Source organism: Alteromonas abrolhosensis (genome assembly GCF_001953635.1).
Classification (GTDB): domain Bacteria; phylum Pseudomonadota; class Gammaproteobacteria; order Enterobacterales; family Alteromonadaceae; genus Alteromonas; species Alteromonas abrolhosensis.
The window spans coordinates 648,717-674,413 of record NZ_MEJH01000003.1 but is presented as its reverse complement, the minus strand read 5'-3'; the positions used below and the strand labels follow the sequence as shown (position 1 = coordinate 674,413).

The window sequence follows — 25,697 nt, the reverse complement described above, 5'->3', positions numbered from 1 at the left end:
ATGTTTAATCGAATAATAGATTGGTCGGTAGACAATAGTATTTTAGTGGTTGGGCTGCTGTTAGGTGTAATTACGGGGTCAGCGATGCTTTTGCCGTCGCTGAATTTGGACGCTTTCCCTGATGTAACCAATGTTCAGGTAAGCGTTAATACCGAAGCGCCGGGGCTTGCTGCTGAAGAGATTGAGCAGCTTATTACCTACCCAATTGAAGCTGTAATGTATGCATTGCCCAATGTTGAAGAAGTGCGCTCCATCTCAAAAACCGGGTTTTCAGCGATTACCGTTGTGTTTAAAGAGGGGACCGATATTTACTTTGCCCGTCAGCTTGTCTTCGAGCGCTTGCAAACAGCAAAAGCCTTCATTCCTGAAAACGTAGGAACGCCAGAAATGGGGCCAAATACGTCTGGGCTAGGTCAAATTTATCAATACTCCCTCATTGCAGATGACAGGGCGAAATATGATGCAATGGCGCTGAGAAGCCTTAACGACTGGGTAGTAAAGCTACTGCTTATGCCCGTAGATGGCGTGACAGATGTGCTGTCGTTTGGTGGGGAAGTTCGCCAGTACCAAGTGAACGTAGATCCGTCAAAGTTACTTGCTTATAGGTTATCTCAACAGGACCTTGTTACAGCGTTGCAACGCAATAACACTAATGTTGGCGGGTGGTATCTTGAACGGGGGCAAGAACAACTTGTTGTGCGTGGAACGGGGTGGTTCGCAAGTGGTGAGCAGGGAATTCACGATATTGAGCAGGTGCCGGTAAAAACGGTAGATGGCGTGGTGGTAACTGTGTCTGATCTTGCTGATGTTAAAACAGGGCCTGAAATACGACAGGGCGCGGTCACACTGTCTCAAAGGGCATCTGATGGCAAGCTAGAACAGTTTGGTGAAGTGGTAACAGGCATAGTATTAAAACGGATGGGGGCTAACACCAAAGCTACCATTGATGGTATAAATTCAAGAGTTGCGCTTATTAATCAAGCGTTACCCGAAGGGGTACGTTTCACGCCTTTTTATGATCAGGCAAACCTGATTGAAAAAGCAATTTCTACCGTAGTTAAGGCATTGACCATCGCCTTCGTTTTTATCACCATCGTTCTCGCTCTATTTTTAATGAACGTGGGCGCAACGTTTCTTGTGCTAATTACCATTCCAATCGCCATAGCAATGGCGTTGGCCATCATGGCTTTCATGGGGCTGTCTGCAAATTTGATGTCGCTTGGCGGAATAGCGGTGGCTATTGGTATGTTAGTAGACGGTTCCGTTGTGATGGTTGAAAACATCTTTAAGCGATTAAATACCAACACTTCGAGCTCGCATGAAGATGCCCAATCTTTCAAATCATCTGTAAAACTAGCGGGGAAGGAAGTTGCCAGACCTATCTTTTTTGCTGCATCGATAATTCTAGTGGTCTTTGCTCCTTTGTTTAGTTTTGAGGGAGTAGAAGCCAAGCTTTTTCAGCCTATGGCTATCAGTATTATGCTTGCTGTACTTTGTGCCACTGTCGTTGCGCTGTTCTTCGTTCCAGCCTTAGCCACATTTCTATTTAAACGAACTAGGGATGTGAAGCCGAGCGCTATGTTGATACCTGTTGAGCGCGCTTATCAACGGGCACTTTCTTTTACGTTGCTGCATACCAAGTGGCTAGTGTTAGTGGTTGGTCTGCTTCTGGTTTCTGCTGTTGCCCTTGTGCCAAAAATTGGCACCGAGTTTGTTCCTGAGCTAGAAGAAGGAACAATAAACTTGCGTGTTACCTTGGCACCGTCTTCAAGCCTAGAGACTTCATTAGCGGTAGCCTCAACGTTAGAAGAAAAGCTGTTGGCATTTCCCGAAGTAACTTATGCGCTAAGTCGTATAGGCCGCGCTGAAATAGGCGGCGACCCAGAACCGGTCAACAACATCGAAATTTACATCGGGTTGAAACCTGTTTCAAAGTGGGAAAGCGCGAGAAATCGTGATGAGCTACAGCAAAAAATGCAGGCTGAATTGTCGCAGTTCCCCGGCCTTCTACTTAACTTTTCTCAGCCTATTGCCACCCGTGTAGACGAACTGCTTTCCGGTGTGAAAGCACAGCTAGCGGTTAAATTATTTGGGCCAGACTTAGCTGTTCTAAGTGCTAAGGGACGTGAAATAGAGAGCGTTATTCAAAACGTAAAAGGAACCAGAGACGTGGCGATAGAACAAATTGTGGGGGAAGCTCAGCTGGTTATTGCTCCTGACAGACAAGCGTTATCACGCTATGGCTTATCGGTGAGTGACATAATGGAAGTGGTACAAGACGGGGTAGGAGGTGTCGCTGCAGGTCAAATCATTAACGGAAATGAACGCTACGATATTTACGTTAGGTTAAAAGAAAGCGCACGAAAAAGCAGCGACACCATAGCAGATATTCGACTACAATCGCCCAGTGGTGCCTGGCTCCGTATTGGCGATATGGCATCGGTATCTTATGAATCCGGACCTCCGCAAATACGCCGAGATGACGTTCAGCGTCGCGTAGTGGTGCAAGCGAACGTCCAAGGAAGAGATATGGGCAGCGTGGTTCAAGAGATACAAAGCGCCATATCTTCAAGGGTGGATTTGCCCTCGGGATACACGGTTCAAATAGGTGGGCAGTTTGAGAGCCAACAGCGAGCTCAGAAAAAATTGTCGCTCATCGTGCCGCTTTCTTTGATATTGATTGCGGTTCTGCTTTTCCTCGCGTTTAATTCCCTGGGTCAAGCGATGCTCATACTGGTTAATGTGCCACTTGCCATCATCGGAGGCGTGTTCTCTTTGTACTTTTCCGGCCAATACCTGTCAGTACCAAGTTCAGTCGGCTTCATAACACTATTCGGTGTTGCCGTATTGAATGGCGTAGTGATGGTGGAAAGTATTAATCAACGGGTGAAAGGGGGAATGGCTGTTGAAAGCGCTGTTTTCACTGGTGCTACATCCAGGCTAAGGCCGGTTCTGATGACGGCGGTAACGTCTGCATTAGGGTTGATACCCATGTTGATGTCTAACGGTGTCGGCGCTGAAATTCAGCGGCCGCTCGCAAGTGTTATCGTAGGTGGGCTGGTTACTGCAACGCTTTTAACACTCTTTGTGTTACCTGCCTTGTACAGCGTATTTTCGCCGAAACAAGCGGCTAATTAATTGTGGGCGAACCTATTTAGGTTCGCTGGCTTTCAGTTTCGACCAGCTCAACAACAAGGCGTAAATTACTTTGTGTTGATACCGCATTAAATGGGTAGCAGGTAACTAAATAGAGCTGCTGCCCATTTACATCTACTTTCATTGCCGAGGCGGCATCGACTATCGTCTTCGATACAACCCGATAGGTTACCCACTGTGAGTTCGGCAACTGTAATTGCATAATATCTCTGGCTCTCACCTTCTTTAAGAACGTGAAGTGAGTATCTCTATGCCCGCCTATCACACTACCACCCTGTCCGAGTGGGGGCGAGTCGGTGTGGTGTCCAGGGCCAAATGCAAGGGCATTTCCTTGTGCGCCTTCTAGTACATACAACTGTGTTTCGCTTTTGGCATGAACCAGCTTGCCCACTGGCCAAGTATCAGACCAACGCCAAGGCTTCTGGTTAGCGCCAGTGGCTAGCGTTTCTTCCCACGAAGATTGAATTAAATATTGCGCCAGCTCAGCTTTCAGTAATATCCAGCCAGCTTTGCCAAAGCTGGCTGTGGCGACCAAGACTAAGATGATGGTAAAAGAGTATTTAATCATTGTTTGTCCAAGCAATGTTCAGTCAAAAAATAAAGAAATGAGCTTAAGGTGCTAACCTCGTCCCCCCTTTGTTTCGCAAAAAGGCGATGCTGTGAAAAAGCGACAATAAAAGCATGGCAATCATGCCTAATACGACATGTTCAGATACACCCGCTGCGGTTTGGGGGTAACTGATTTGTCTGAATTGCATTCCCTGTGGCATTAAGTTTCTTACGTTTTCGGTGGAAGACGGTATGCCCTGTGTATTTGCTATTTTTTCTTCAATAGCAACGAAGCTGGTGAACTCTGTTATCAGTTTATGGGGCAGGGCTACAGCAAGTATGTCTTGTTTTACTTCTTCTACATTTCGCCCTAATGCTTTTTCATCCATTAACGCCGCCACTTTCTTTCTTGCCCAAGCAGTCGCTACGCCAAGGTGTTGAGTAGAACCTGTCGACGATGGCGATATAGCTACCGAACGGGTCCACTCGCGAGTAGTGCCCTGCTTGTCTACAAGTGCGCCCTGAAGAGTTATTTTTCCGCTTGTACCGGCGTTATGAGGCAGTTTCACATTCAAAAGCAAAGGAACACCCGCGTATAAATCAGGGATCTTAGAAGGGTAAATCTCTGCTGACTGTGCATAGCCAGCCGGAAGAGTGAGGCTCAAATCACTCAACACAGGGCTTTCTAATTTATAAAGCAAGCTATCCATTTGCTGTTTAATATCTGCCGTATTGCTAACAAAAACATAGCTTCCGCGACCAAATTGAGCGGCTCGCGTCATAAAATAGCTATTAGGCGCGCTTCCTATGCCCACTGTAAAAAGGCGCGCATCACCGAGTTCGTTCTTTATTTGGGAGAACAATGCAGCTTCATTGCCTACCGCCCCATCGGTGATAAAGACAACTTGTTTTATATAGTTTTCAGCTGTCGTGCGTTTAAGTGCGGCATTAAGGGCTGGCGCCATTTCAGTGCCGCCACCTGCATTGAGGTGCTTTACAAAGTCCCTCGCATATTGCTTGTTTCGTGTTGTTCCCTCTACCGAGGTTTCAAACAAACGCGTGGTATCATTGTTAAATGCAACAACATTAAATCGGTCTTTCTCACTCAAGCGGTCTATCGCTAATTGTAAACTCTCTTTTGCGTCGACAATCGGGCGACCTCCCATCGAGCCTGACGTGTCGATAACGAAGGTGATATCGCGATCAAAATCCTGTAAATCTTGGCTCTTCACTTGTGGCGGCATTAGCATAACAAGGGCGTAGTCATGCTGACCTTTCGATTCAGTGAAAATAGCTGCTTGTGGTGCACTAGAGGGCGAAGGCTGCCACTCTAGCCAAATGTCTCGGTCCATTTTGATATTGCTTTGATTAAAGGTGACAAGATAATTACCTGTCGATTCTGACCAATTCACACGGTGATTTCTGCTAGTGACGCTATTAAGCGTTAAACCGGTATTTAGTGTTGCGTTGAACGTAAGTTGCGGGCCTTCATTGCCTTCTCTCATAAAAGGCGTGATAGCTCTGGCATCGGGTACCTGATCTGTGGGTTCTCCCCAACCTGTACCTGATATTTCAGCCTCTATATTCTCGTTAAACTGATTTAGCGGAATGCCGGGCGAATAGCGAGGAGTGAGCGTAGTAGGCAAGTGAAAAGTAAATTTTCCATCGCGGTAGTCTACCTGTTGGACATACTGAAGTGTCACCGTTATTTCCTCACCCGGCGCTATATTCGCGACCTGCTGAGTGAATAAGTTTGGGCGTTGTTGCTCTGTTAAACTGGCTTTTTTTCCCGCTTTTTTGGCCGCTTCAAATGCTTCTTTCGCTTCTGCCTTCGGCTTAATTTGCCCCCGAATTATTCTGTCTCCTATACGCATTTCCATACTGTTAATCGCCGCGTTTTCATTAAGCGGAAAGGTGTAAACGGCATGCTTCCATTCATTACTGGTGTTAGTGAATTTTTGAGAATAGGTAACATGAGCAATCATGCCATTCACCTGTAAATCCACGTCAGTTGAATGCAATAGAGCGGGGGAAGACTCACCGTCCACGCTTTGCAGCATCAATTCGCCAGACTCAGCGCGACTTAGCGGGCTAACTACTACACCAAGCAAAAAGCACAGGAAGGAAGCAAGGATAAGCAACCTGTGATTACGCGGCTTGGCTGCATGTTGCCGTTCCCTAAACCAAGGTTTGTGAGTATTGGCAGGCATTAAATAATCCCGTTTGGGTGTTTTGGAAAATAGCATCAGGTAAGCTCGCTTTAGTATCGATACTTACCATTTAACACCCTGAATAGGGCGAATTGTGAACAGAGATTATGGCAATCTAATGGGCAATGGTGGCGAATAACAGATTTTAGAAATTAGTCATTTGTTGGTCGAAGCAAGATGGTCGCTGAAGTCCCGCGATATCGGAATAACGAAAAAAGTATGTAGTTTGTACTTTTACTTTACTGGCCCAGAGCATCAACCAGCGTATTGAATTTAGTTCTTCCTACTGGAACACTCGCGCCCGAGTGCAGGTGTGCAATGTACTTCGCGCCTGAGTGTTGTTCAATATGCTTAACTTCATCAAGAGGTAACGCATAAGAGCGATGAACTCGCATAAATCCTTGAGGTAGAATTTGCATTAACCTGTCTAAGTGCTTGTCATGCAATATGGTTTGATTGTCTTTAGTGGTTATTTCACTGTAGTGCCCAGCGGCTTGAATGAATTGAATGTCATCAACTTGAATAAAACAGAGCACATTGTTTTTGCGATATGACAACCGCTGACATTGGCCCTTAAATTGATGCAGAGAAAAGCGTTCTATCGCTTTACTTATTCTTTCTTGAGTAAATGGCTTACCAATAAAATCGAGTACGCCAAGCTCAAACGCTTCTAAAGCCCTGTCGGTATTCGCTGAAACCACCACGGTGTGATAAGGAGCGGCAAGCTGTTGATGAATTAATGAAAAACCGTCTTTTCCATGCAAATTCAAATCTAGAAAGAGCAAGTCTGTGTCGCGGTTAGACAAATGCTCTTCTGCATCATCGAGGCTGGAAAAGCGATGAATAGTGGTTTTATCGTCGGTACACTGGTCTATAAAACGAGCAAGTCGTTTGGCAACCATGGGTTCATCTTCTACTAGGGTAATATTCATCATAGCGTTTGTAAGGTGATTTGTTCGGTCTGCTCGGCGTGCGCGTTACTTTGCCCACCCGAAACGAACGATGTTGGAAATGTGAGCTTAGTTACCCAATAATTGTCTTCAATAAATTCCACTAGCTTCCAGTCATTACCAAACGCTTCTGTGAGCCGGGCTTTAATGTACTTGGTGCCAACACCGGTTCCATCTTTATTCTCTGATGCTAATGTCTGGGAAGAATAGTGTTGAGTAAGCTGAGCTTTAAACAGCAAGGTAGTTGAAGGTCTTTTATTCTTATCATGCCTGGCATTCTCTACGGACACACCCTGTGCTTCATCCTCTTGGTGTTCAGAAAAGCTAAGACTAAATTGATACTCTCCCGAGCCGTATCTGTTGTGGCTAAACGCATTTTCTATGAGGGTGAGTAATACTCCGGGAGGAATAAGCTGCTGCCCTTTGTTTTCTGACATCTCCGGCTTTTGCAGTGAAAAGTGTGCGTCGAAGCGGTATCCCATAATTTTGAGGTGACTTTCACAAAGGGCGACTTCCTGCTGTAAAGTAATTAAGGCTCTATCGCTTAAGCTGGCCATTTGGCGAAACTCCGATGCTAATGCCTGAATAAACCCAATGGCTTCTTTAGGGGCGATTTCAATCCACTCTTCAATTGCGGTTAGGGTATTGAGAATAAAGTGAGGCTGTAGCTGCTTCTTTATAAGCTCAAGCTGCAGACGCTGGGTGGTAAGCGTTGACTGCGTAAGTGCACGCTGTCTCTCAGCATGGGTCTGGCTTAGCACGAGTAGTAATAAAAGCGCTAAGCCACTAAACGAAACAAAGAAATATTGGTCCATAAACGAAAATCGGTTTATAAGAACCGGTGAAACAAATACCACTATTCCCATGGTCATTAACCACGCGTACTTCTTCCGTTTATAAATACTGGCCACACCAATAATAAAGCTAATGAGCAAAGACACACTGAACAACAAAAAGCTGCGGTAATCGTAACCATCGAAATATAACAGTACCCCACAACTAGCCATAACCAACACAAGCAAGGTACTGATAAACCAAGTTTTTGAATAGCGGAAGAAAGACAGGAAAAAGAGCGGTAGCACCAGGCTGATAACAAGGGTTAATCCAAGGACGATTTCCATTCTAAGGATGTGCCACTGGTAGCTGTAACCGAATAGACCTCGCCATGACTCGGCCAAGATTAATAGAATCAGCATGGTGCATAGGCAGCTAAACCACAGGTATGCAGGCTCTTTGAGCGATGAAAAGTACACCACAAATGAATACATGGCGACAAGAACCAAGCCACTTAGCATCATTAAGGGCAATCGGATACGCCACTCATTAATGGCGGCAAGAGTTTCGAAGTCGTCTGCAAATACCCAAAATCCACTACTTTGCGCGGTATCTGGACGAAACTCGCTGCTCAGCCTTACCATCACCGTGTTATCACCAGTATTCAGGTGCTGTGAAGGTAGAATGAATATACTGTCTATTTCACCTGGCAATTCTTTGCTATCGGCTGTTGCAGGCATGCCGTTATCACCAATGTGATAGCCGTTCAAATAAACAGAAAACGCGCCAAGTATAGAAACAAACAAGCCTTTAGGCGCACTCTCGGTCTGTTGTACACCTTGCGACCCATTTGATGTTGCGTTGAACGCAAGTGCGAACTTGAGCCACCTTACTTCATTAGACAGTTCGATGTCCGACTGGGAGTGAGCCTGCCATCGAGGATCGTTCTCCGCTGGTACTTCCTCTTGCCCAGAATAGAGGATGCTGACCTGAGAAGGAAATGTCAGTGAATGGGTGGGCTGTTCGTGCAAAAGTACAACGCCCCAAATGAGCATTGTCATTAGCATTAAGTAGAACCAATTGAGTTTTTGCACGGGAAGTTAGGGCGTGTTGTTTGTTGTTATTGTTAACACAGTACACAGTTTTTAACTGTTAATGAAGTCGAAGTAATGCACTTGGGGAATGCCTGATGCAGTTCAGGAAATAGGTTGCCGTAAACCGAATAATTGACGCTACATTTGGCTGAAATTTATACGGAGAGTAATGTATGACACCCATTAATAAACTAGTAGCCTTTATCCTTTTACTTTTGTGGTATGCGCCACTTGAAATAGCCCACGCAAATGACAACCAACTGTTGTCTCAAGCAGAACTCAACGAGCTCTTAAAAGAATACAAATTAAGTGGCGTAAGCGTCGCGGTAATCGACGACTTCAATGTTGTCTATTCCGCCACAGCTGGGGAAAAGGTGTTCGGCTCAGGTGATGCCATTAACCAGTCAACGGCCTTTTCTACCGCTTCTATTTCCAAGCCAGTTACCGCGCTACTAGCGGCTATGCTCGAAGAGCAAGGCAAGCTTAGTTTAGACGACTCTGTAGCTAAGTATCTCACCCGTTGGACACTGCAAAAAGAGCAGTTTCCCAACCCAGAGGAAATTACCTTTCGTCGGTTACTCAGTCACACTGCGGGCACCACACAAAGTGGGTTTGCTGACTTTTATAAAGGAGACGTTGTGCCAACGGCTATCGATAGCCTAAACGGAGTAAACGTACCTCGTTATGACTCGCCTATCAGCTTAGCATTTAAGCCTGGTGAAACTTGGTCGTATAGCGGCGGTGGCTACGTTATTGTGCAAATTGCGCTGGAAGATCTAACTGGAAAGACATTGCCTGAATTAGCAGAAGAAATGCTATTTAAGCCCCTTAACATGGCAAACACTTCAATGTATCAACCTGACAGCCCGCTATTTTTGAAAAATGTGGCAAGCGTTCATCACGACGATTTGAGCGTGATCCAATCTGGATATCCAATTTGCCCGCAAATTGCGCCTTCGGGAATGTGGAGTAATGCCCTTGATATGGCAACATTGATTATCGAAATGCAAAGAGCACTAAATGGCGATGATACAAAGGTAATCTCGCAAGCAGTGGCGCGTAATACTACTCAAATTGAAACCCTCGATGTTGTAGGTGGTTGGGGACTAGGCTGGATGCGTCTTGAGGCTAAAGGCAACCTAGAGTGGTTCTCTCATGGTGGTTCAAACACGGGAACAGGAGGGCAAATCATGGGCACAATGCGCGATGGTAGAGGTATCGCTATATTCGGTAACGGCGGCAACCCTGCTCGAATTCCGGTTATTGAAACAGTTATTGCAACGGTTGCGGAAAAGCTCGACTGGAAGAAAAGCTTGCCCGTGGTAAAGCAAAAGGTTCCCCTTGAACTGTTAAATGACTTTGAAGGTAAATATCTTGCAGGCTTTGGAGAAACCATCGAAATCAGCAAGCAGAATAACCAGCTTTTCTACCAAGGAAGACTGTTGCTGTGGAGTCATATCGAAAGTGGGGAGCTTGTTTACCTTGGTGACGGAGAATTTGGTGTGGAAGGTTATCCAAACCGACTTTCTCTTGAAACAGTAAGCGGTAAAAAGCGGCTGAAAGTGTCGCGAAAGGGGAGCGATAAGGTGTCGTATTTTGAATCTGCCCCAGAATAGGGGCAGTAAGATGGACAAGGCGAGTGTGTTACTCGCCTGCCATAGCACGACCTTTGGTTTTAACACTGGCTATCAGCATATAAATACTGGTAGCAAGTAAGCACGCAAATAAGTAGCCCATCAACCCTTGAGGGCCTACTAAAAAGTTATCGGCAATGAGTGGGCCTACTACTGAACCCACGCTGTAGCTGAAAAGCATGACCTGTGTGGCGCATACAATGAAGCTAGCATCTAGTTTGTCGCAGGCGAGATTTATTGCCACTGGGTATAGGGCAAATATTGCCATACCTAATAGAAACAGACCTGCTCCCAAAGCGTATATACCGCTAACCGCTGCGGTTAATGTTATGGCGGCGACACCCAGTAAACAAAATAGTGCCATGAGTAACGTGCGGCCTAAGTACTTGGATAGCGCAGGAATTAAAGGTTGAACTGCCATAGCGCCTAAAATAATTAAGGCCATTAAGCTACCCAAATCGTCATGAGCAATGCCGCGGTTTAATAGTTCAAGAGGCATTAAGCCGTAAATGGCACCTAGGGTTAAGCCCGACACTATGCAACCAATAATTGCGGCATGATTTAGTTTCGATATTTGCTTTAGTGACAGCGGCGTACTGTGGGAAGCTTCAGGCTGTTCGCTCTTTGCAAACAAAAGTACGCCAATGGCTAAAATCAACATGGTGAAAATGGCAGCAAAAGGAAGCATGCCGCCTACGCCAATAGCGCCAATACCTAATTGACCTAAAGAACTTCCCCCGTAAAGTGCGCCCATGTATAAGCCTAAACGTTTGGCTCTATCGGCTTCGTCGCCGTGTAAAAGCCACGACTCTACGATAACAAATACACCCGCTACAGCAACGCCAGCCACTAACCGAGCCACAAGCCAAACCGCGGTGTGAGCAAACAAAGGCATTACTGCGACAGTAAGTACAAGGATGCCTAAACACAGTGCAAAACCGTGCTTGTACCCAATGCGGGTGACCAGCGGTTCAATGCTAAGGGCACCTACAAGTAATCCTGCGTAAAAGCTACTGGCAAGCCAACTGGCGATAGCCGTGTCTAGGTTGTAATGGCTGAGCATTAGTGGGATCAGACTCATCAAATAGCCAGACGCAACTGCGTACATACCCAGCGCAATAACAGGAACAGAGATTCGCGCTTTGGCTGGCGGAATTAAGGTGTTGTCCAAGGTAATGCCTTACATCAGAGGAAAGAGAAGATAATTTCGCGGCGCGAATATGAGGCAAATTTTGATATAGGTAAAATGAAAAGAAATGCTCGTAAAGATGCTAAAAATTGATGGTGAGGAAGGCGCTGCTAGATAGTGCATGCGCCTCAGATAGTTTAAGCATTAGTGCCTTAAATCATCCGGTGTATGATCTGCCACAAATGCATTTCTTTCGCCCATGGGTCTGTCTTCACCCACCGTACTGTCTGCAGTAGTTTGGAGCTCTATCGACGAGTTCACCTCTGCACCGATTAGAATGATATACGCGGTTAAATACAACCACATGAGCAAGATAATAATTCCCCCAACGGAGCCGTAGGTTTTGTTGTAACTTCCAAATTCATTGAGGTATATCGAAAAGCCATACGAGGCTACTACCCATAATAACGTGGCAAAAACTGAACCCGGCGTCACCCAGCGCCACTGGGCTTCTCTTCGGTGAGGCGCATAACGATATAAGGCAGAGAGCGCAATATTAAATAGGGCCAGCATCACCGGCCAAGTCACCCACATGGCTTGCTCGGTACTAAGGGCATTTGACGTCATCCAGCTTATTGCTTCGGGTAAAATAGTGATGCAGGCAAGGGACACAATTACAGTAAGGATCATAAATATGGTGCAGGTGATGCGTGCCAGGATACCTTTGAAAAAGCCTCTTCCTTCCGCCTCGCTATAGGTAATGTTGCATGCTTTTATCAGGGCGTTAGCGCCTTTGCTGCTGCTCCACAGTGATAAGAGCAGAGTAAATAAAAAACTCCAGCCTAATGCAGTATCCGACTTCTCGGTTAAATTTTTAAGCTGTTCTTCAATGATGTAGCGACTGTCATTTGGTACTACATTTACCAGCAACGCCATATGACTTTGTAGTTCGTCGGGTGATACAACAAGGCCATACAAGGCAATGGTTGCCCCTAGTAAGGGGAAGATAGCCAGCAAGCAGTAAAAGGCAACGCCAGCGGAGATAAGAGGAATGTTGTCTTTTTGCAGGCTAGTGAAAATGCGCTTTGTAATACTCCACCAACTTTTCAAAGAAAGCTCAAATGCAGATTTAGCGTGGTTAAAACGTTCCTTGCTCATGTGTCCTCATGCCTTGCCTAAACAATAAAACTCTTAAAGCTTGATACATGAAAATTTCGCTGTCGGCTTACATCACCTTAAAAAAAGAAGCGAGAAACAAGCTCTGTAAATCGTTCACAAAATATGAATATGTGCGTGGCTATCAATGGTGGTGAAATTGTTGGTGTTTCATTTATTGCAATTGAATCAATGGCTTGCGTTTCTTGGTTTGGATGGTTTGTAATTTGCACCTTCAACAGCATCGTCGCTAGATAGTAAGAGCTAGGTTATGCCATGCACAAACTAACGCGTTCACCTGATGTGATTTGCTAAAGGTGGTTGGCGGACAGTTATTCCTGTCGTGTGGCGACCCCTGTTTTTACTAGCTTTACATTTCGTCTTTCAGAAGGAGAGAACACTATGAGCAACACCCAAAACCTTAAAGGCAAAAAAATCGCTATTTTGGCAACCAATGGTTTTGAGCAAAGCGAGTTGATTCAACCAAGAGACAAGTTTATTGAGCAAGGTGCTGAAGTTGATGTGCTATCTATTGATGATCAGTCCACGATCAAAGCATGGGACGAAGACAACTGGGGAAAAGAAATTAACGTTGATAAACAAGTTACGTCTGTAAACCCTGAAGATTACGATGCCCTTGTGCTACCCGGCGGTCAAATCAATCCCGATGTGTTGCGTACCAATGAAGATGCTATTGCCTTCATCAAAAGTGCAAACAGCGCGGCAAGTATTAAAGCTATAGGTGCTATCTGTCATGGTCCATGGTTGCTGGTGGAGTCTGGGTTAGCGAAAGGTGCAACACTCACTTCGTTTCCTAGTATCCAAACAGATCTCAAAAATGCTGGTGCGACCTGGGTTGATGAAGAAGTGGTGACCCACTCAAAACTAGTCACTAGTAGAAACCCAGATGATATTCCAGCTTTCGTAAGCAAAATTAGTGAATTGGTCGCCCAGTAAAAAGGAGGAAGTGTATGTCCACCTCAGCTACAGATAAAAAGGTTATCGCGATAACGGGGGCTTCCAGCGGCATTGGCGAAGAAACGGCAAAGCAACTGGTAAATAACGGTTTTAACGTTGCCCTCTTAGCGAGAAGTGAGGACAAACTGCGTGCCTTGGTTGAAGAGCTTGGCAATGATAATGCATTTGCTGTCAAAGCTGACGTAAGCGACTTTAATGAGTTAGATAAGGCGTTTAAACAGGTAAGCGAATATTTCGGTCGTATTGACGGCATTTTCGCCAACGCAGGGCGCGGCGCGAAAGCCGCCGGCATTGAAAAGGGGGACGTAGATGACTGGGATGGCATGCTGGGCGCAAACGTAAATGGACTGCTTTATACCGCAAAAGCCGGATTGCCGTACCTGCGCGATACGCAAGGCCACTTCATCATTACGTCTTCGGTCGCCGGTCGAATAGCTCTCAAAGGCTCTGTATATGGGGCAAGTAAGTGGTTTGCTTATGGTTTCGGTCAGAACCTCGCAGAAGAAATGCGCGAGTGGGGCGGCCGCTGTACCACTATCTGTCCTGGTATGGTGAATACGCCATTTTTCGATGAACCTAAGGAAGATAAGCTTCAGCCAGCGGATATCGCAAAATCGGTATTGTTTGCCCTAAGCGCAGAAGAGTCAGCCTGCGTTCGCGAGGTTTATGTTATGCCGGCGAAGTAAACGAACTAAACACGGGCAAGAGATAGTCTATTCAAGCAAAGGGCAGGGTTAGTCACTGCCCTTTTTTATTTGCGCCTTTACGTTTAACCTGACTTATTAATTTCATGAAGCTATTCAGATTAGCCAAATAAAGTATTTTCCCCATCCTGTTACCCCTAATCTAGGCTGTCAATAAGCGCTAGCTGAGTGAGATAGTCGATTTCTAATTCCTCTTTGAAATGGCTTTCCCAAAGGGCTCGCGGCGCAAGAACGATAACAGGAGAGTAAGATGTCTAACGAGTTTACAGGTAAGACCGCTATTATTTCCGGCGCCGCTGGCGGTATAGGATTAGCGCTGGCAGAGGAATTGGCTAGGCAGGGTATGAATATCGTCATGGGCGATATTGATAATGCTGCATTAACCGAATCGGGTAACGACTTACGTGAGAAAGGTTTCGATGTATTGACTTGCACCCTTGATGTTACCGATTACGCTCAATGGGAAGATATTGTAGCTAACGCCAAAGAGAAGTTTGGCAAGGTACATATGGTCATCAATAACGCTGGTGTTGGCGGTACGCCGGGGAAAGTTGAAGATTCGGAGCATGAGACCTGGCGCTGGGTAATGGACGTCAACGTTATGGGCGTACTCTATGGCGCACAAGCATGCGTGCCAGCTATTAAAGAGCACGGCGAAGGAGGCTGGGTGCTAAACGTGGCGTCGATGGCAGGAATGATGGGCATGCCATATGCGGCGGCCTACTGCGCGTCAAAGGCTGCGGTTGTCTCTATGACAGAAAGCTGGGTATCAGAACTGAAACCTTTTGGAATCCATACTTCTGTATTGTGTCCAGCATTCGTGAAAACCCGCATTCACGAGTCGTATAGAAATAGGCAGCAAAAATACGCAGTAGCAGCTGAAAAACGCATTGATAAAGAAAAGCTTAAAGCAGGAGCTCAAGCAGCCACTAAGGCAGTAGAGTCGGGTATTGCTGCAACAGTACTCGCGGAGCGTGTGGTAGAAGCGCTAAAGGCCAAGCAAACCTATATTTATACTCACCCTAATTATCGCAAGGTTACCACGGCGCGTTTTGATGCTATCGACAGCGCTTTTGTGGATGCCGAGCAGAGTCCGGTTGTTGGTCACCTTATCAATGACGAAATTGTTACTTTTTAGAACTACGCACACTGAGGAACAAGATTTTCGTTTTCAACTTTTGTAATGGGTCGTTGGTCGTGTGCTACATTGTAACTTTAAGCATTTGTTAGTAATGCTATAAAGTGGTAATGCTACAAATTCATAAAGGGGCTTGAGCCTCTATAAAAACACACTGGATAACAATAATGAAAAAGCTTCTTAAAGCGGCAGTTGCTGTATCAGTTGCACTTTCGTGCACGCCCGCCTTTGCAGACAAAAACGAAAAAAATGAAGTCTTCACCAGTTCAACGTTCAAAGCTATGGAGCTTAGAAACATTGGGCCTGCATATATGTCTGGGCGTATCGCTGATATCGCAATCGATCAGAATAATCCCTCAACATGGTATACCGCGGTTGGCTCAGGTGGCGTATGGAAAACCACCAATGCGGGCACGACCTGGACGCCAATCTTCGACGACCAGCCTGTTTACTCTATCGGTGATGTAACGATTGCGCCAAGTAACTCAAACATCATCTGGGTGGGAACCGGCGAAAACAACGGCGGTCGACACATCAGCTTCGGCGATGGTGTATACAAATCGTTAGACGGCGGGCAAACGTGGAAGAACATGGGGCTGTCGAAGTCAGAGCACGTTTCAGACATTATTATCCACCCGACTAATCCAGATATCGTATGGGTGTCAGCTCAAGGACCATTGTGGAGTGGAGGCGGCGAGCGCGGTCTATACAAAACCACTGATGGTGGTGAAACATGGAATCAAGTGCTTAAGCCTGCTGACAAGTGGACTGGAGTAACGTCGCTACTTATAGATCCGCGAAACCCAGATAAACTTTATGCTGCTACGTGGGCACGCCAGCGTTCAATTGGCGCCTATGTGGGCACCAACGAAGGTGCAGGTATCCACACTTCAAATGACGGAGGCGAAACCTGGACCGAACTTAAAACAGGTTTACCGGAAGGTAACATGGGTAAAATTGGCATGGCTATTTCGCCCATGAACCCAGACGTTATTTACGCCACCATTGAAACAGACAATCGTGGAGGCGGTTTCTATCGCTCAGCCGACCAAGGCGCTAGTTGGACCAAGATGTCAGATGAAGTAGGTGGCGGAACAGGACCACATTACTATCAGGAAATTTTCGCAGACCAACATCAATTTGACCGGGTTTATATTGCCAGCAACTACAGCAAAGTGTCGGATGATGGTGGTAAAACGTGGACGCCCATCAATACCAAACGAAAGCACGTAGACGACCACGCTATGGCGTTTCATCCTACCGATCCAGATTTCGTGTTAATGGGGTCTGACGGCGGTATCTATATGTCTCACGACAGAATGGCAAACTGGCGCTTTATGGCCAACTTACCACTCACGCAGTTCTATAAAGTGGCGCCAGACGACTCTAAACCGTTTTACAAAATTTACGCTGGCGCACAGGATAACTCTACTCAAGGTGGCCCTTCGCGCACCATGCGTGAAGAAGGGATAAAGAACAAAGATTGGTTCTTAACCTTGGGCGGTGATGGACACGGCCCTGCGGTAGAGCCTGGTAACCCTGACATTATGTATTCGCAGTGGCAGCAAGGAAATTTGGTGCGTGTTGATACGACTACCCGAGAAGGGGTGTATATTAAGCCGCAGCCACTGCCAGGAGACCCGGCAGAACGATACAACTGGGACGCGCCAATTAATGTGTCGGCACACGACCCGGCGCGTATTTATTTTGCCTCTCAGCGGGTTTGGCGAAGCGATGATCGCGGTGATAGCTGGACGGCAGTGTCGGGCGATCTGACTAAAAACGGTAATCGCATGCACTCGCCACTAATGGGGCGCACGTGGTCAGTGGAAGCAGGTTGGGACCTGTACGCCATGACAGAGTTTCATACGATTGCCAATTTTGCTGAAAGCCCGGTAGATGAGAACATTCTATGGGCGGGTACCGATGACGGTATTATTCAGGTGACCACCAACGGTGGTAAATCTTGGAAAAAGATTGAGCTAGACGATATTAAAGGTATTCCAGCTAATTCTTACGTTAACGATATTCGCGCTGACTTATTCGACTCCAATACTGTATACGTAGCGCTTGATAATCATAAATACGGTGACTATAAGCCTTACTTAATCAAGTCGACTAACTTAGGAAAAAGTTGGACTTCATTGGCCGATGACTTACCTGAAAAGCATCTTGTATGGCGTATCGTGCAGGACCACGTAAACAAAGACTTATTGTTTATCGGTACTGAGTTCGGTGTGTTTTTCTCGATAGATGGTGGCAAAGACTGGGTAGAGTTAGACGGTGGAATGCCAACTATCTCGACGCGCGACGTGAAAATTCAGCGCCGTGAGAATGATTTAGTCGCTGGTACGTTTGGTCGTGGGATTTACATCCTTGATGACTATGCGCCACTGCGCTCATTAACCAAGAAGTCGATGCAACAAGACGCGATCTTGTTTGCGCCAAGCCGCCCAGTAAAGTGGTTCCAGCTAGATGATAATCACACAGATTCTGACGGTGACGATCGCTTTGTAGCCGAGAATCCGGAACACGGTGCCACGTTTACCTATTACCTTAAAGACAGCTTGCTTACGTCAAAAGAAAAGCGTCAGGAAGCAGAGAAGAAGTTAATCGAAGACAAGAAGTACCCTAAGTATCCGAGTTGGGAAGCGGTAGAAGCGGAAAATCAAGAAGCTGCACCAGCAGTATACGTGGAAGTTCGTGACAGCGATGGCGATTTGGTTAAGCGTGTTGAAGGTAGCACGAAGAAAGGCTTACACCGAATTACGTGGGACATGAAATACTCACTAACTATTCCGCTTACCGACAAAGACAGCGATAACGATGGCCTAATGGCATTACCAGGTAGCTATACCGCGACATTATTTAAGCGTGAAGGTGCTACGGTAACGGCATTATCCGAGCCTGCTCAGTTTGTGTTGGAGCCTATCTATCAAGGTGCGCTTAAAGGAGCAACACCTGCTGAAATTGAAGCATATGGAAACGCGGTGACCGACGCACAGAAGCGCGCCATGTCATCGACAACAGTGCTTAAACAGTTGAAAGAGACCATGGAGCTACTACGCACGGCAATTGACCGCACGCCTAGTGATGTGAAAAATCTGGAAGCGCAATATGCTGCTATTCAAGATGAAATCAATGGCGTGAACAAAATTCTATTTGGTCTATCGTCTCGTGACAAAATGGGAATTAAGCCTGCCAATGTGTTAAGCCGTTTAGGCTATGCTCGTTCTGCATTGGGTTCGTCTTACGGCCCAACTCAGCAGCATAAAGACCAGCTTAGTTATGCTAACGAAGGGTTGAATGAGGTAGTAACTCGAATAGGTGCCTTACAACAGCGCACTGTACCATCATTGCAACAAGCTGTGGTTGATGCTGGTGGTCCTTGGACTACAGGGCTACCTGTAATCGCTAAATAGCGACGTAGCAATTTGCTTGTTAGTACGCGGCAGTAGACTTGCTGCCGCGTTTTCCTTTTTTGCCAAGTTTTATCGGTACTTACTTTTTCTTAATTGCGTACCGGTTAGTGAGACCATCATTGTTTTCTTTTTCATTAGCTTCCAATCGCTTTTCTCCCTTTAAATCATCATCTGGCTTACCCGCATCCTTTGCAGCATTATTTTTTCCACCTATATCACCTTTCAGTTATGCCCAAGACACACCGAATAAAGATGTCGAGCGCTACACGGTAACGGCTGCCAGGCCCTATTACGATGAGACCCTTTCGCGCATTTTTACTCAATATGCGTTTGATAAAAGCCGTCTCGTTACTCCCTTGCATAGCAATGACGTGCTGCTTCAATCTCCATCTGTGTCGCTTAATGGACAGGGTGGACAGATTCAAAGTATCAATATCCGAGGGTATTCGCGGTGGCGAATTCAAACACTTCTCGACGGCGTACCGATTGTCAGCGACAGGCGGGCAGGCTCTAGCATAGGTTTTATTCCGCCTGATTTTATATCGACAGCTTCGGTGCTGCCGGGAGCCGCTTCGACTTACCTCGGTTCAGGGGCAATTGGAGGTGCGGTGAACATGCACCTTACTGAGACGCCAACCCCATACTTAAGCGTGGGCTACAGTAGCAATCAGCAAATGAAAGCCTTGAGCTATGCTGGCACTACAAGCCGCTTAGACAATAACGGCACTCTATTTGAAGAGAGTGGGACTGACTGGAGTATTTCATATAGAAACGCGAATAACGGAAACGATGCCGCCGGAAACCCGCTATATGATCAGTTTGAGCAAACAGGGCTATTTGTGAGACACAGGCCTGAAGAGGGCGTAATAAAAGAAGTCTGGACGCTTTATTCTGACAATGTAGACATTGGCAAGTCGAGCAGTGATTTTCCAGATAAAAGAGTGAGTACCTACCCAAATAATACCCATTGGCTTGGTAAAGTAACTTTCGCCCACAATCTATTTGCTGGAGATGTGTGGTGGCATCAGTCAAGTCTTGATACCTCTGTATTACGGCCAGAAAGCCGCATCAACGAAAGTAAAAACAAGGCTTTTGATTATGGCTTCAATGTAACCACCGATACTCAGTGGCAAAACTGGGATCTGAATTGGCAAATTCAAGTTTCAGGGCGTGAAGGCGTTGTGGCAGATGAACGAGAATTTGCCTTAAACCCAACAATTGGAGTGATGCCAGACTCTATACCGAAGAGCCTTCCGTCACAATCAGTGTCGCCTGAACTCGCGTATGAAGTGCGCACCCTTGATGCCAGCGAATTAAATACCGCAGTGGTTATTGATATTTCACGTCAGTGGCAGCGCTTGTCACTTGCGCTGGGTACAAGGGGGGATTGGCAGCGTCAGTCTGATAATGCGACGGTTAAAAACAGCCAGTCAAACACTAATCTAAGTGGTTACGCGGGAGCGAATTACCTGCTCTCGCCGCATTGGTCGGCGAGCGTTTATGTTTCCAGTGCGTTTCGAAATCCGTCTTTAACCGAGCGCTTTTTTGCTGGCGAAACTCCGCGTGGTACGGTGCTAGGCAGTGTAAGACTTAAGACGGAACAAGCCCTTGATACCCAAGTGAGTCTAAATTACAGCGGTGAGGAACTGCAGGGCTCCATAGAAATCTTTCATCAGCAAATTGATAATTATATTGAGCGCACAACGATTGCCGAAGATGTACTGCAATATGCAAATTTAGACAGCGCAACCATTGAGGGAGTGAGCTATCAGCTTCGTTGGCAATCAGTTACTCATCCTCTGGATGCCCGCCTAAGCGGCATGTGGATTAAAGGTGAAGACAACCTCGGTAATACCATCGCAGATATTCCTGCAAATAATCAGCGGTTAGATGTAGGTGTGAATTGGCAGGCTACACGCTTTTTTACGGTTATCGCGTATCGTGCAGGTAAGACAGATATCGCCGATGGAGAGCGTAGTCTTCACGAAGTATTTACACTGGATATTGGCGCCGAGTGGCAGATGAATGAGCGAATTCAGCTTCAAGCAAGTTGGAGCAATCTTACTAATCAACACTATTACTCGAGTGCCGATGACAAAGCGGCGTTCGCACAAGGTGAAAGTGTGCAGCTGGCACTAACTTACTTGTTATGAGTTGCGAAAGGACTGTTGGTATTTATTCTTTCGGTACTTGCTTTTTAGTGTGGTGATCAACATAACAATACCCGTCACCCAAAGTACGAAGAGTAAGATAGCAGCGGGTAAAAACAGCCATAATTTGGCACCGTCGAAGAACCAACTGCCGTCATGAATGGCTTCGATGGTGTCTGTCCGACGATAAGCTACCTGAAGCACGTCACCAGTTTGTGCATTGAGCTGAACTTCCCAGTGGTTCTTTCCGCGTACTTTAATGATGCCTTTGGCGGGGCGCACATCTAAACGGTCGATGTCATCCCAGTCGTTTAAGTTGGCTTGAGGCACCTGCCTTACAGCATTTAAGACGTTGTCGAAGGATAGGGTAGGTCTGCTGTTTTGCGCTTTTTGTGTGGGAGGTTGGATCCAGTCGAATTCTTTCTTAACTTGCAACAGCAAGCCGCTAGCGATAACGATGATCACAGGGATAAATATAACCAGCGACAGCCACAAGTGAATGCTTCGACTGTATTTGCGAAATGAAACCGACATTTAGAGCACTTAAAACAAACGAGAAAACTCGCCTACTATAAGCGAAACCTCACGCCCCAGTAAAACGCTCTGGCGTGAGGTTTATACACTTTGACGAAATTTAGTTGTGCTTTAATCCCTGCATAACTTTATCTAGCGTTATCGGAAAATCTCTCACTCTCACGCCACACGCGTCAAAAATTGCGTTAGCGATAGCGGCACCTGCACCGGTTATTCCCAGTTCACCGATACCCTTTGCACCAACTGGCGATGCTGCAAAATCGGGCTCTTCTAGAAAGTCTAGGCTTACTTCAGCAATATCTCGATTCACCGGTATGTGGTATTCAGCGAAGTCTGGGTTCACAAAGCTTGCGCTATCTCTATGGTGGTGTATACCTTCCGTAAGGGCATAACCGGCTCCCCACACCATACCGCCTTTAATTTGAGAAGACGCGGTTTTTAGATTCAAGATTCGACCCGCGCTGAACATACCGTACTGACGAAGCAGTCGAACTTCGCCAGTTAGTTGGTCAACTTCCACCTCGGCAAAGTGCGCACCGCATGAGTATTGCTCATCATCACTAGTGTCATCTTCAGACACTTCTCCTGTAGCTGATAGCGGGTACTCACTTTCTGAAATATATTCAGAAACAGAGGCGTAGTTTGCTGATGCCTGCATATCACTTGCTCCTGTATTGGCATCGTTATTCGATGGTCCAGGAGCTACAACTTTAATTTCACCATCTTCAATGGATAACTGTGCATCCTTAAATTGGGTGGGAAGTTTGCTACGGATATCGTTAACAAGTGACTCACACGCCCGCTTCACGGCTGAACCGGTGCTAGCTGCCCCAAACGAGCCACCAGATCCGGAAGACGCGGGGTATCGGCTATCGCCAAGTTCAACCGTCACGTTTTCGATAGAGGTTTGCAGGGCGTCGGCAGCTATCTGAGTGAGTATGGTATAAGTTCCCGTGCCGATATCAGTCATGTCTGTGCGTACGGTCACTTTCCCTTGCTTATCAACTTCAACTTGCGCTGAGCTTTCTACCAGCATGTTAACGCGCATGGCACTGGCTACGCCGTGGCCAATCAATTTACCTGGGTTAGGTTGCGCTTTATGCTGCCAATTAAATTTCTGTGCACCTTGGCGAAGGCATTCACCCAGGTTGTGCGTGGTAAAAGGTTTACCACTCATAGGGTGTACAATTGGTAAGTTTTGAATTCGGAAGGTTAGGGGGTCTACCCCTGCGTTGTGGGCAAGCTCATCTATTGCAGATTCAAATGCTAACGAACCTATAGCGTCACCAGGCGAACGCGTTGAATCGATAAGCGGTAAATCCACGTCTTTTACCCTGTGTGTACTTTCGATATAGGACGAGTTGTAAGTGACGCGAGCACCAGCGCCAGTAGCCTCCGCAAATTCGTAGCCTTTCGCTCGGGGCATCGCACTTTTGTGAACAATGCTCGTAAGTGCGTTATCTGAATTCGAGGCTAGAGAAATTTTCTGAGTACTGTGACCACGGTGTGGAGTGTTATAAAAAAACTGGCGTCGGCTTAACACCACCTTTACCGCCCGTTTCAGATATCGCGCACCGATGCACGCTAAAATAGCATCGTAGTGCAACCCGAGTTTAGAGCCAAATCCGCCACCTATAAACGGACTTTTAACAACAATATCATCTGCGTCCATTTCTAAAGTAATAGCCAGTGCCTCAACGGCAGATGCAATAATCTGAACACTGCTATAAACCTCAAGTTTTCCATCGTTAAACTCTGCCACGGTAGCATGCGGCTCCATAGCGGCAGAAATTTGCGACGGGGTGGTGTATGTGGATTCTATCCCGTTAGCGATGTCATTCTTACTGGGCTGCTCACCACTGGTGGCATCGGGTTCAAAACCACCGTCTAACGAATCGGGTTTCTGAGTTGCTTCCTCAAAGCCCGTAAGCAGATCTGGTTTTTTTCCTTCAATAGTGAAAGAGACTAAACTCGCTGCGTAGCGCGCCTGCTCTAAAGTGTCTGCCACTACCAGCGCTACTGGTGCTCCAAAGTGACGAATGTGGGGCTCGTTTAGTACCGCGCGGCTTTGTGTGAATCGGCTTTCATCAGCCGGTTTACTGAAGGCCTTAAGTGGCCCAGCATTTTTGTAGGTGATAACAGCGTGAACGCCTTCTGCCTTTTCGGCTTGGCTTGTATTAAGCGAGGTAATTTCGCCTACTGCCGTGTCACTGGCCACTAGCCAGCCTATAAGTGGCGTGCGCTCACTCATGTGTTCAGCAGCATATTTTGCCTTGCCAGTGACCTTTTTAACACCGTCTACGCGGTTTACCGCTGTTCCAACAGTCTGAGAATTAGGCGTTGTCATACAAAGCTCCTTGGTGATTAGGGTGCTCTAGTTGATGTGCTGATAGCTCGGTAAGTACTTTAACTAGCGTGCGGCGCAGTAGTTCAGGTTTGAAATCGTTGCTTCCATAGGTTTTCGTGTGAGATAACTCAGCGTCGGCCGCGTGTGAAATAACTTCTGGTGTTATTTCGGCGCCATCCAGCACGCGTAAAGCTTTTTCAGGATACCAAGGCTTTGTTCCCACACCACCAAACGCAAGACGGATAGACTTAACGCTGCCACGTTCCAAAGTGAGTGCCGCGGCAACAGAGACAAGCGCAAAGGCATAAGAAGAACGGTCTCTTACCTTATGGTAATACTGGGTTCCAATGTCTGACTTCTTAATGGTGACGTGGGTGATCAGTTCACCGTGTTCTAGAACGTTTTCAATATGCGGCGTATCTTCGGGCTCTTTATAAAACTCTCTCAGCGCAATTTGGCGGGTGCTGCCGTTTGCCTGTTGAGTATGTACTTGCGCGTCAAGTGCAATCATGGCTACTGCCATATCAGAAGGGTGTGTGGCGATACAATGCTCACTCGTTCCAAAAATGGCGTGAATACGGTTCATACTGTCAATAGCCGAACACCCTGAGCCAGGCTCCCGCTTATTGCAAGGCTTGGTTGTGTCGTAAAAGTAGTAGCACCTTGTTCGCTGGAGAAGATTGCCAGCGGTAGTCGCGCGGTTACGAAGCTGCACGGTGGCACCACTTAAAAGTGCTTGAGCTAGAATGGAAAGGTTTGGCGTAGTATGGGCGAATTTTGCCAGACTTGAATTACTCACCATAGCGCCGATATGGTAGTGGGTGTCGTCTTCTGTGATCGTATCAGCGTTCTTCCACTTAGCAAGATTGATAAGTGTATCTGGGGTTTCAACCTGTAGCTTCATCAGGTCGATGAGGTTAGTTCCCCCTGCTAAAAATCGCGATGATTCTTCAAATGGCAAGCTGCTAAGTGGCGTTTTATCGGTAAAGTGATGGAGGTCGAATGGCTGCATTATTGTTTCTCCAAAGCAATGACGTCGGTTATTGCATCAACAATGTTGGGGTAAGCCCCGCACCGGCAAAGATTGCCACTCATTCGTTCACTAATGTCCTCTTTCGCACTCGATTTACTGCTATAGGTCACAGCGCTTGGATCGCCGTTCGCCATTTCGCGAAGTAAAGAGACGCCTGAACATATTTGGCCGGAGGTGCAGTACCCGCATTGAAATGCATCTCTTTCAATAAAGGCTTGTTGAAGCGGATGGAGTGAATAATTAGCATCGCTTTGGCTTATACCTTCAATAGTGACTACCTCACAGCCCTCAAGCTGAAAGGCAAATACCAAGCAGGCGTTAACTCTCTCGCCGTCGACAATAACGGTGCATGCACCACACTGGCCGTGGTCGCAGCCCTTTTTTGTGCCAAATAAAGACAAATGCTGATGAAGAAAATCGAGAAGTGTAGTTCGTGGATCTTGAGGAAGACTCACGTCTTTCCCATTAAGGTTAAGTGTTGTCATGGAAGTGTCCTTTTACCAATGAGCGCAATTTCGATACTCCGTTGAAATAAGCGCGACTAGAACTAAACATCCCTACGGCGAAGTACCACTTTTGGTTTCAACACGCATACGTAATTTAATGAAAGTAAAAATGAAGCAGATAACCTTGTAATAGATGCATCAGTCGAAGTGGTGTAAAATGGGCAGAATGAGCTCTTAGGGTGCAGTAATAGCAATTCAACCACGCTATTGACTCTATGCCATAACATCACATCA

Annotated in this window: 17 protein-coding genes; 7 read left to right on the top strand and 10 right to left on the bottom strand. The window is 46.5% G+C overall.

What is annotated here, in order from left to right:
• The gene (locus BGK61_RS05045; RefSeq protein ID WP_076012290.1) at positions 1 to 3,138 is read left to right on the top strand and encodes an efflux RND transporter permease subunit; all 3,138 of its coding nucleotides are present in this window, start codon (positions 1 to 3) and stop codon (positions 3,136 to 3,138) included.
• 16 nt (positions 3,139 to 3,154) lie between these two features.
• On the opposite strand, the gene BGK61_RS05040 is transcribed toward BGK61_RS05045, so the two are convergent.
• The 4 genes from BGK61_RS05040 to BGK61_RS05025 all read right to left on the bottom strand — a co-directional run bounded on the left by BGK61_RS05040 (position 3,155) and on the right by BGK61_RS05025 (position 8,700).
• Complete coding sequence (locus BGK61_RS05040) at positions 3,155 to 3,724, bottom strand: class GN sortase (protein ID WP_076012289.1); 570 nt, start codon at positions 3,722 to 3,724, stop codon at positions 3,155 to 3,157.
• Between the two features lie 43 nt (positions 3,725 to 3,767).
• Complete coding sequence (locus BGK61_RS05035) at positions 3,768 to 5,915, bottom strand: marine proteobacterial sortase target protein (RefSeq protein ID WP_076012288.1); 2,148 nt, start codon at positions 5,913 to 5,915, stop codon at positions 3,768 to 3,770.
• Between the two features lie 239 nt (positions 5,916 to 6,154).
• The gene (locus BGK61_RS05030; RefSeq protein WP_234349509.1) at positions 6,155 to 6,850 is read right to left on the bottom strand and encodes a LytR/AlgR family response regulator transcription factor; all 696 of its coding nucleotides are present in this window, start codon (positions 6,848 to 6,850) and stop codon (positions 6,155 to 6,157) included.
• Positions 6,847 to 8,700, bottom strand: a complete 1,854-nt coding sequence (locus BGK61_RS05025) for a sensor histidine kinase (RefSeq protein WP_234349508.1) — start codon at positions 8,698 to 8,700, stop codon at positions 6,847 to 6,849. Before BGK61_RS05025 ends, BGK61_RS05030 begins: the two co-directional genes overlap by 4 nt.
• 206 nt (positions 8,701 to 8,906) lie before the next feature.
• Here BGK61_RS05025 and BGK61_RS05020 point away from each other — a divergent pair, with 206 nt between their 5' ends.
• Positions 8,907 to 10,349, top strand: a complete 1,443-nt coding sequence (locus BGK61_RS05020; protein ID WP_014999175.1) for a serine hydrolase domain-containing protein — start codon at positions 8,907 to 8,909, stop codon at positions 10,347 to 10,349.
• Positions 10,350 to 10,377: 28 nt separating this feature from the next.
• Here the strand turns inward: BGK61_RS05020 and BGK61_RS05015 are convergent, their stop codons facing one another.
• Entirely contained in the window at positions 10,378 to 11,538 is a 1,161-nt protein-coding gene (locus BGK61_RS05015; protein WP_014999174.1) for an MFS transporter, read from the bottom strand.
• A gap of 162 nt (positions 11,539 to 11,700) precedes the next feature.
• Positions 11,701 to 12,654: a YihY/virulence factor BrkB family protein gene (locus BGK61_RS05010; protein ID WP_014999173.1), complete on the bottom strand. Its 954-nt coding sequence runs from the start codon at positions 12,652 to 12,654 to the stop codon at positions 11,701 to 11,703.
• A gap of 399 nt (positions 12,655 to 13,053) precedes the next feature.
• Between BGK61_RS05010 and BGK61_RS05005 the strand changes: the two genes are divergently transcribed.
• The 5 genes from BGK61_RS05005 (at position 13,054) to BGK61_RS04985 (ending at position 21,046) form a co-directional block, all read left to right on the top strand.
• Entirely contained in the window at positions 13,054 to 13,608 is a 555-nt protein-coding gene (locus BGK61_RS05005) for a type 1 glutamine amidotransferase domain-containing protein (protein ID WP_014999172.1), read from the top strand.
• Positions 13,609 to 13,622: 14 nt separating this feature from the next.
• Positions 13,623 to 14,315: an SDR family oxidoreductase gene (locus BGK61_RS05000; protein ID WP_076026020.1), complete on the top strand. Its 693-nt coding sequence runs from the start codon at positions 13,623 to 13,625 to the stop codon at positions 14,313 to 14,315.
• Positions 14,316 to 14,583: 268 nt separating this feature from the next.
• A complete protein-coding gene (locus tag BGK61_RS04995) occupies positions 14,584 to 15,471 on the top strand; it encodes an SDR family NAD(P)-dependent oxidoreductase (RefSeq protein WP_014999170.1) in 888 nt (295 codons plus the stop codon).
• A 167-nt stretch (positions 15,472 to 15,638) separates the two neighbouring features.
• On the top strand, positions 15,639 to 18,893 hold the full coding sequence (locus BGK61_RS04990) for a VPS10 domain-containing protein (protein ID WP_014999169.1): 3,255 nt from the start codon (positions 15,639 to 15,641) through the stop codon (positions 18,891 to 18,893).
• Between the two features lie 119 nt (positions 18,894 to 19,012).
• Positions 19,013 to 21,046: a TonB-dependent receptor gene (locus BGK61_RS04985; protein ID WP_076012895.1), complete on the top strand. Its 2,034-nt coding sequence runs from the start codon at positions 19,013 to 19,015 to the stop codon at positions 21,044 to 21,046.
• Here the strand turns inward: BGK61_RS04985 and BGK61_RS04980 are convergent.
• The 4 genes from BGK61_RS04980 to BGK61_RS04965 form a co-directional block, all read right to left on the bottom strand.
• Positions 21,041 to 21,577 (bottom strand): PepSY domain-containing protein, encoded by a 537-nt coding sequence (locus BGK61_RS04980; protein ID WP_076012894.1) that lies wholly within the window; start codon positions 21,575 to 21,577, stop codon positions 21,041 to 21,043. The genes BGK61_RS04985 and BGK61_RS04980 overlap by 6 nt on opposite strands.
• Before the next feature lie 100 nt (positions 21,578 to 21,677).
• Positions 21,678 to 23,924 (bottom strand): xanthine dehydrogenase family protein molybdopterin-binding subunit, encoded by a 2,247-nt coding sequence (locus BGK61_RS04975; protein ID WP_076026019.1) that lies wholly within the window; start codon positions 23,922 to 23,924, stop codon positions 21,678 to 21,680.
• Positions 23,911 to 24,936: an FAD binding domain-containing protein gene (locus BGK61_RS04970; protein WP_076012530.1), complete on the bottom strand. Its 1,026-nt coding sequence runs from the start codon at positions 24,934 to 24,936 to the stop codon at positions 23,911 to 23,913. Before BGK61_RS04970 ends, BGK61_RS04975 begins: the two co-directional genes overlap by 14 nt.
• Positions 24,936 to 25,442 (bottom strand): (2Fe-2S)-binding protein, encoded by a 507-nt coding sequence (locus BGK61_RS04965; RefSeq protein WP_014999164.1) that lies wholly within the window; start codon positions 25,440 to 25,442, stop codon positions 24,936 to 24,938. Before BGK61_RS04965 ends, BGK61_RS04970 begins: the two co-directional genes overlap by 1 nt.
• Between the last annotated feature and the right edge of the window lie 255 nt (positions 25,443 to 25,697).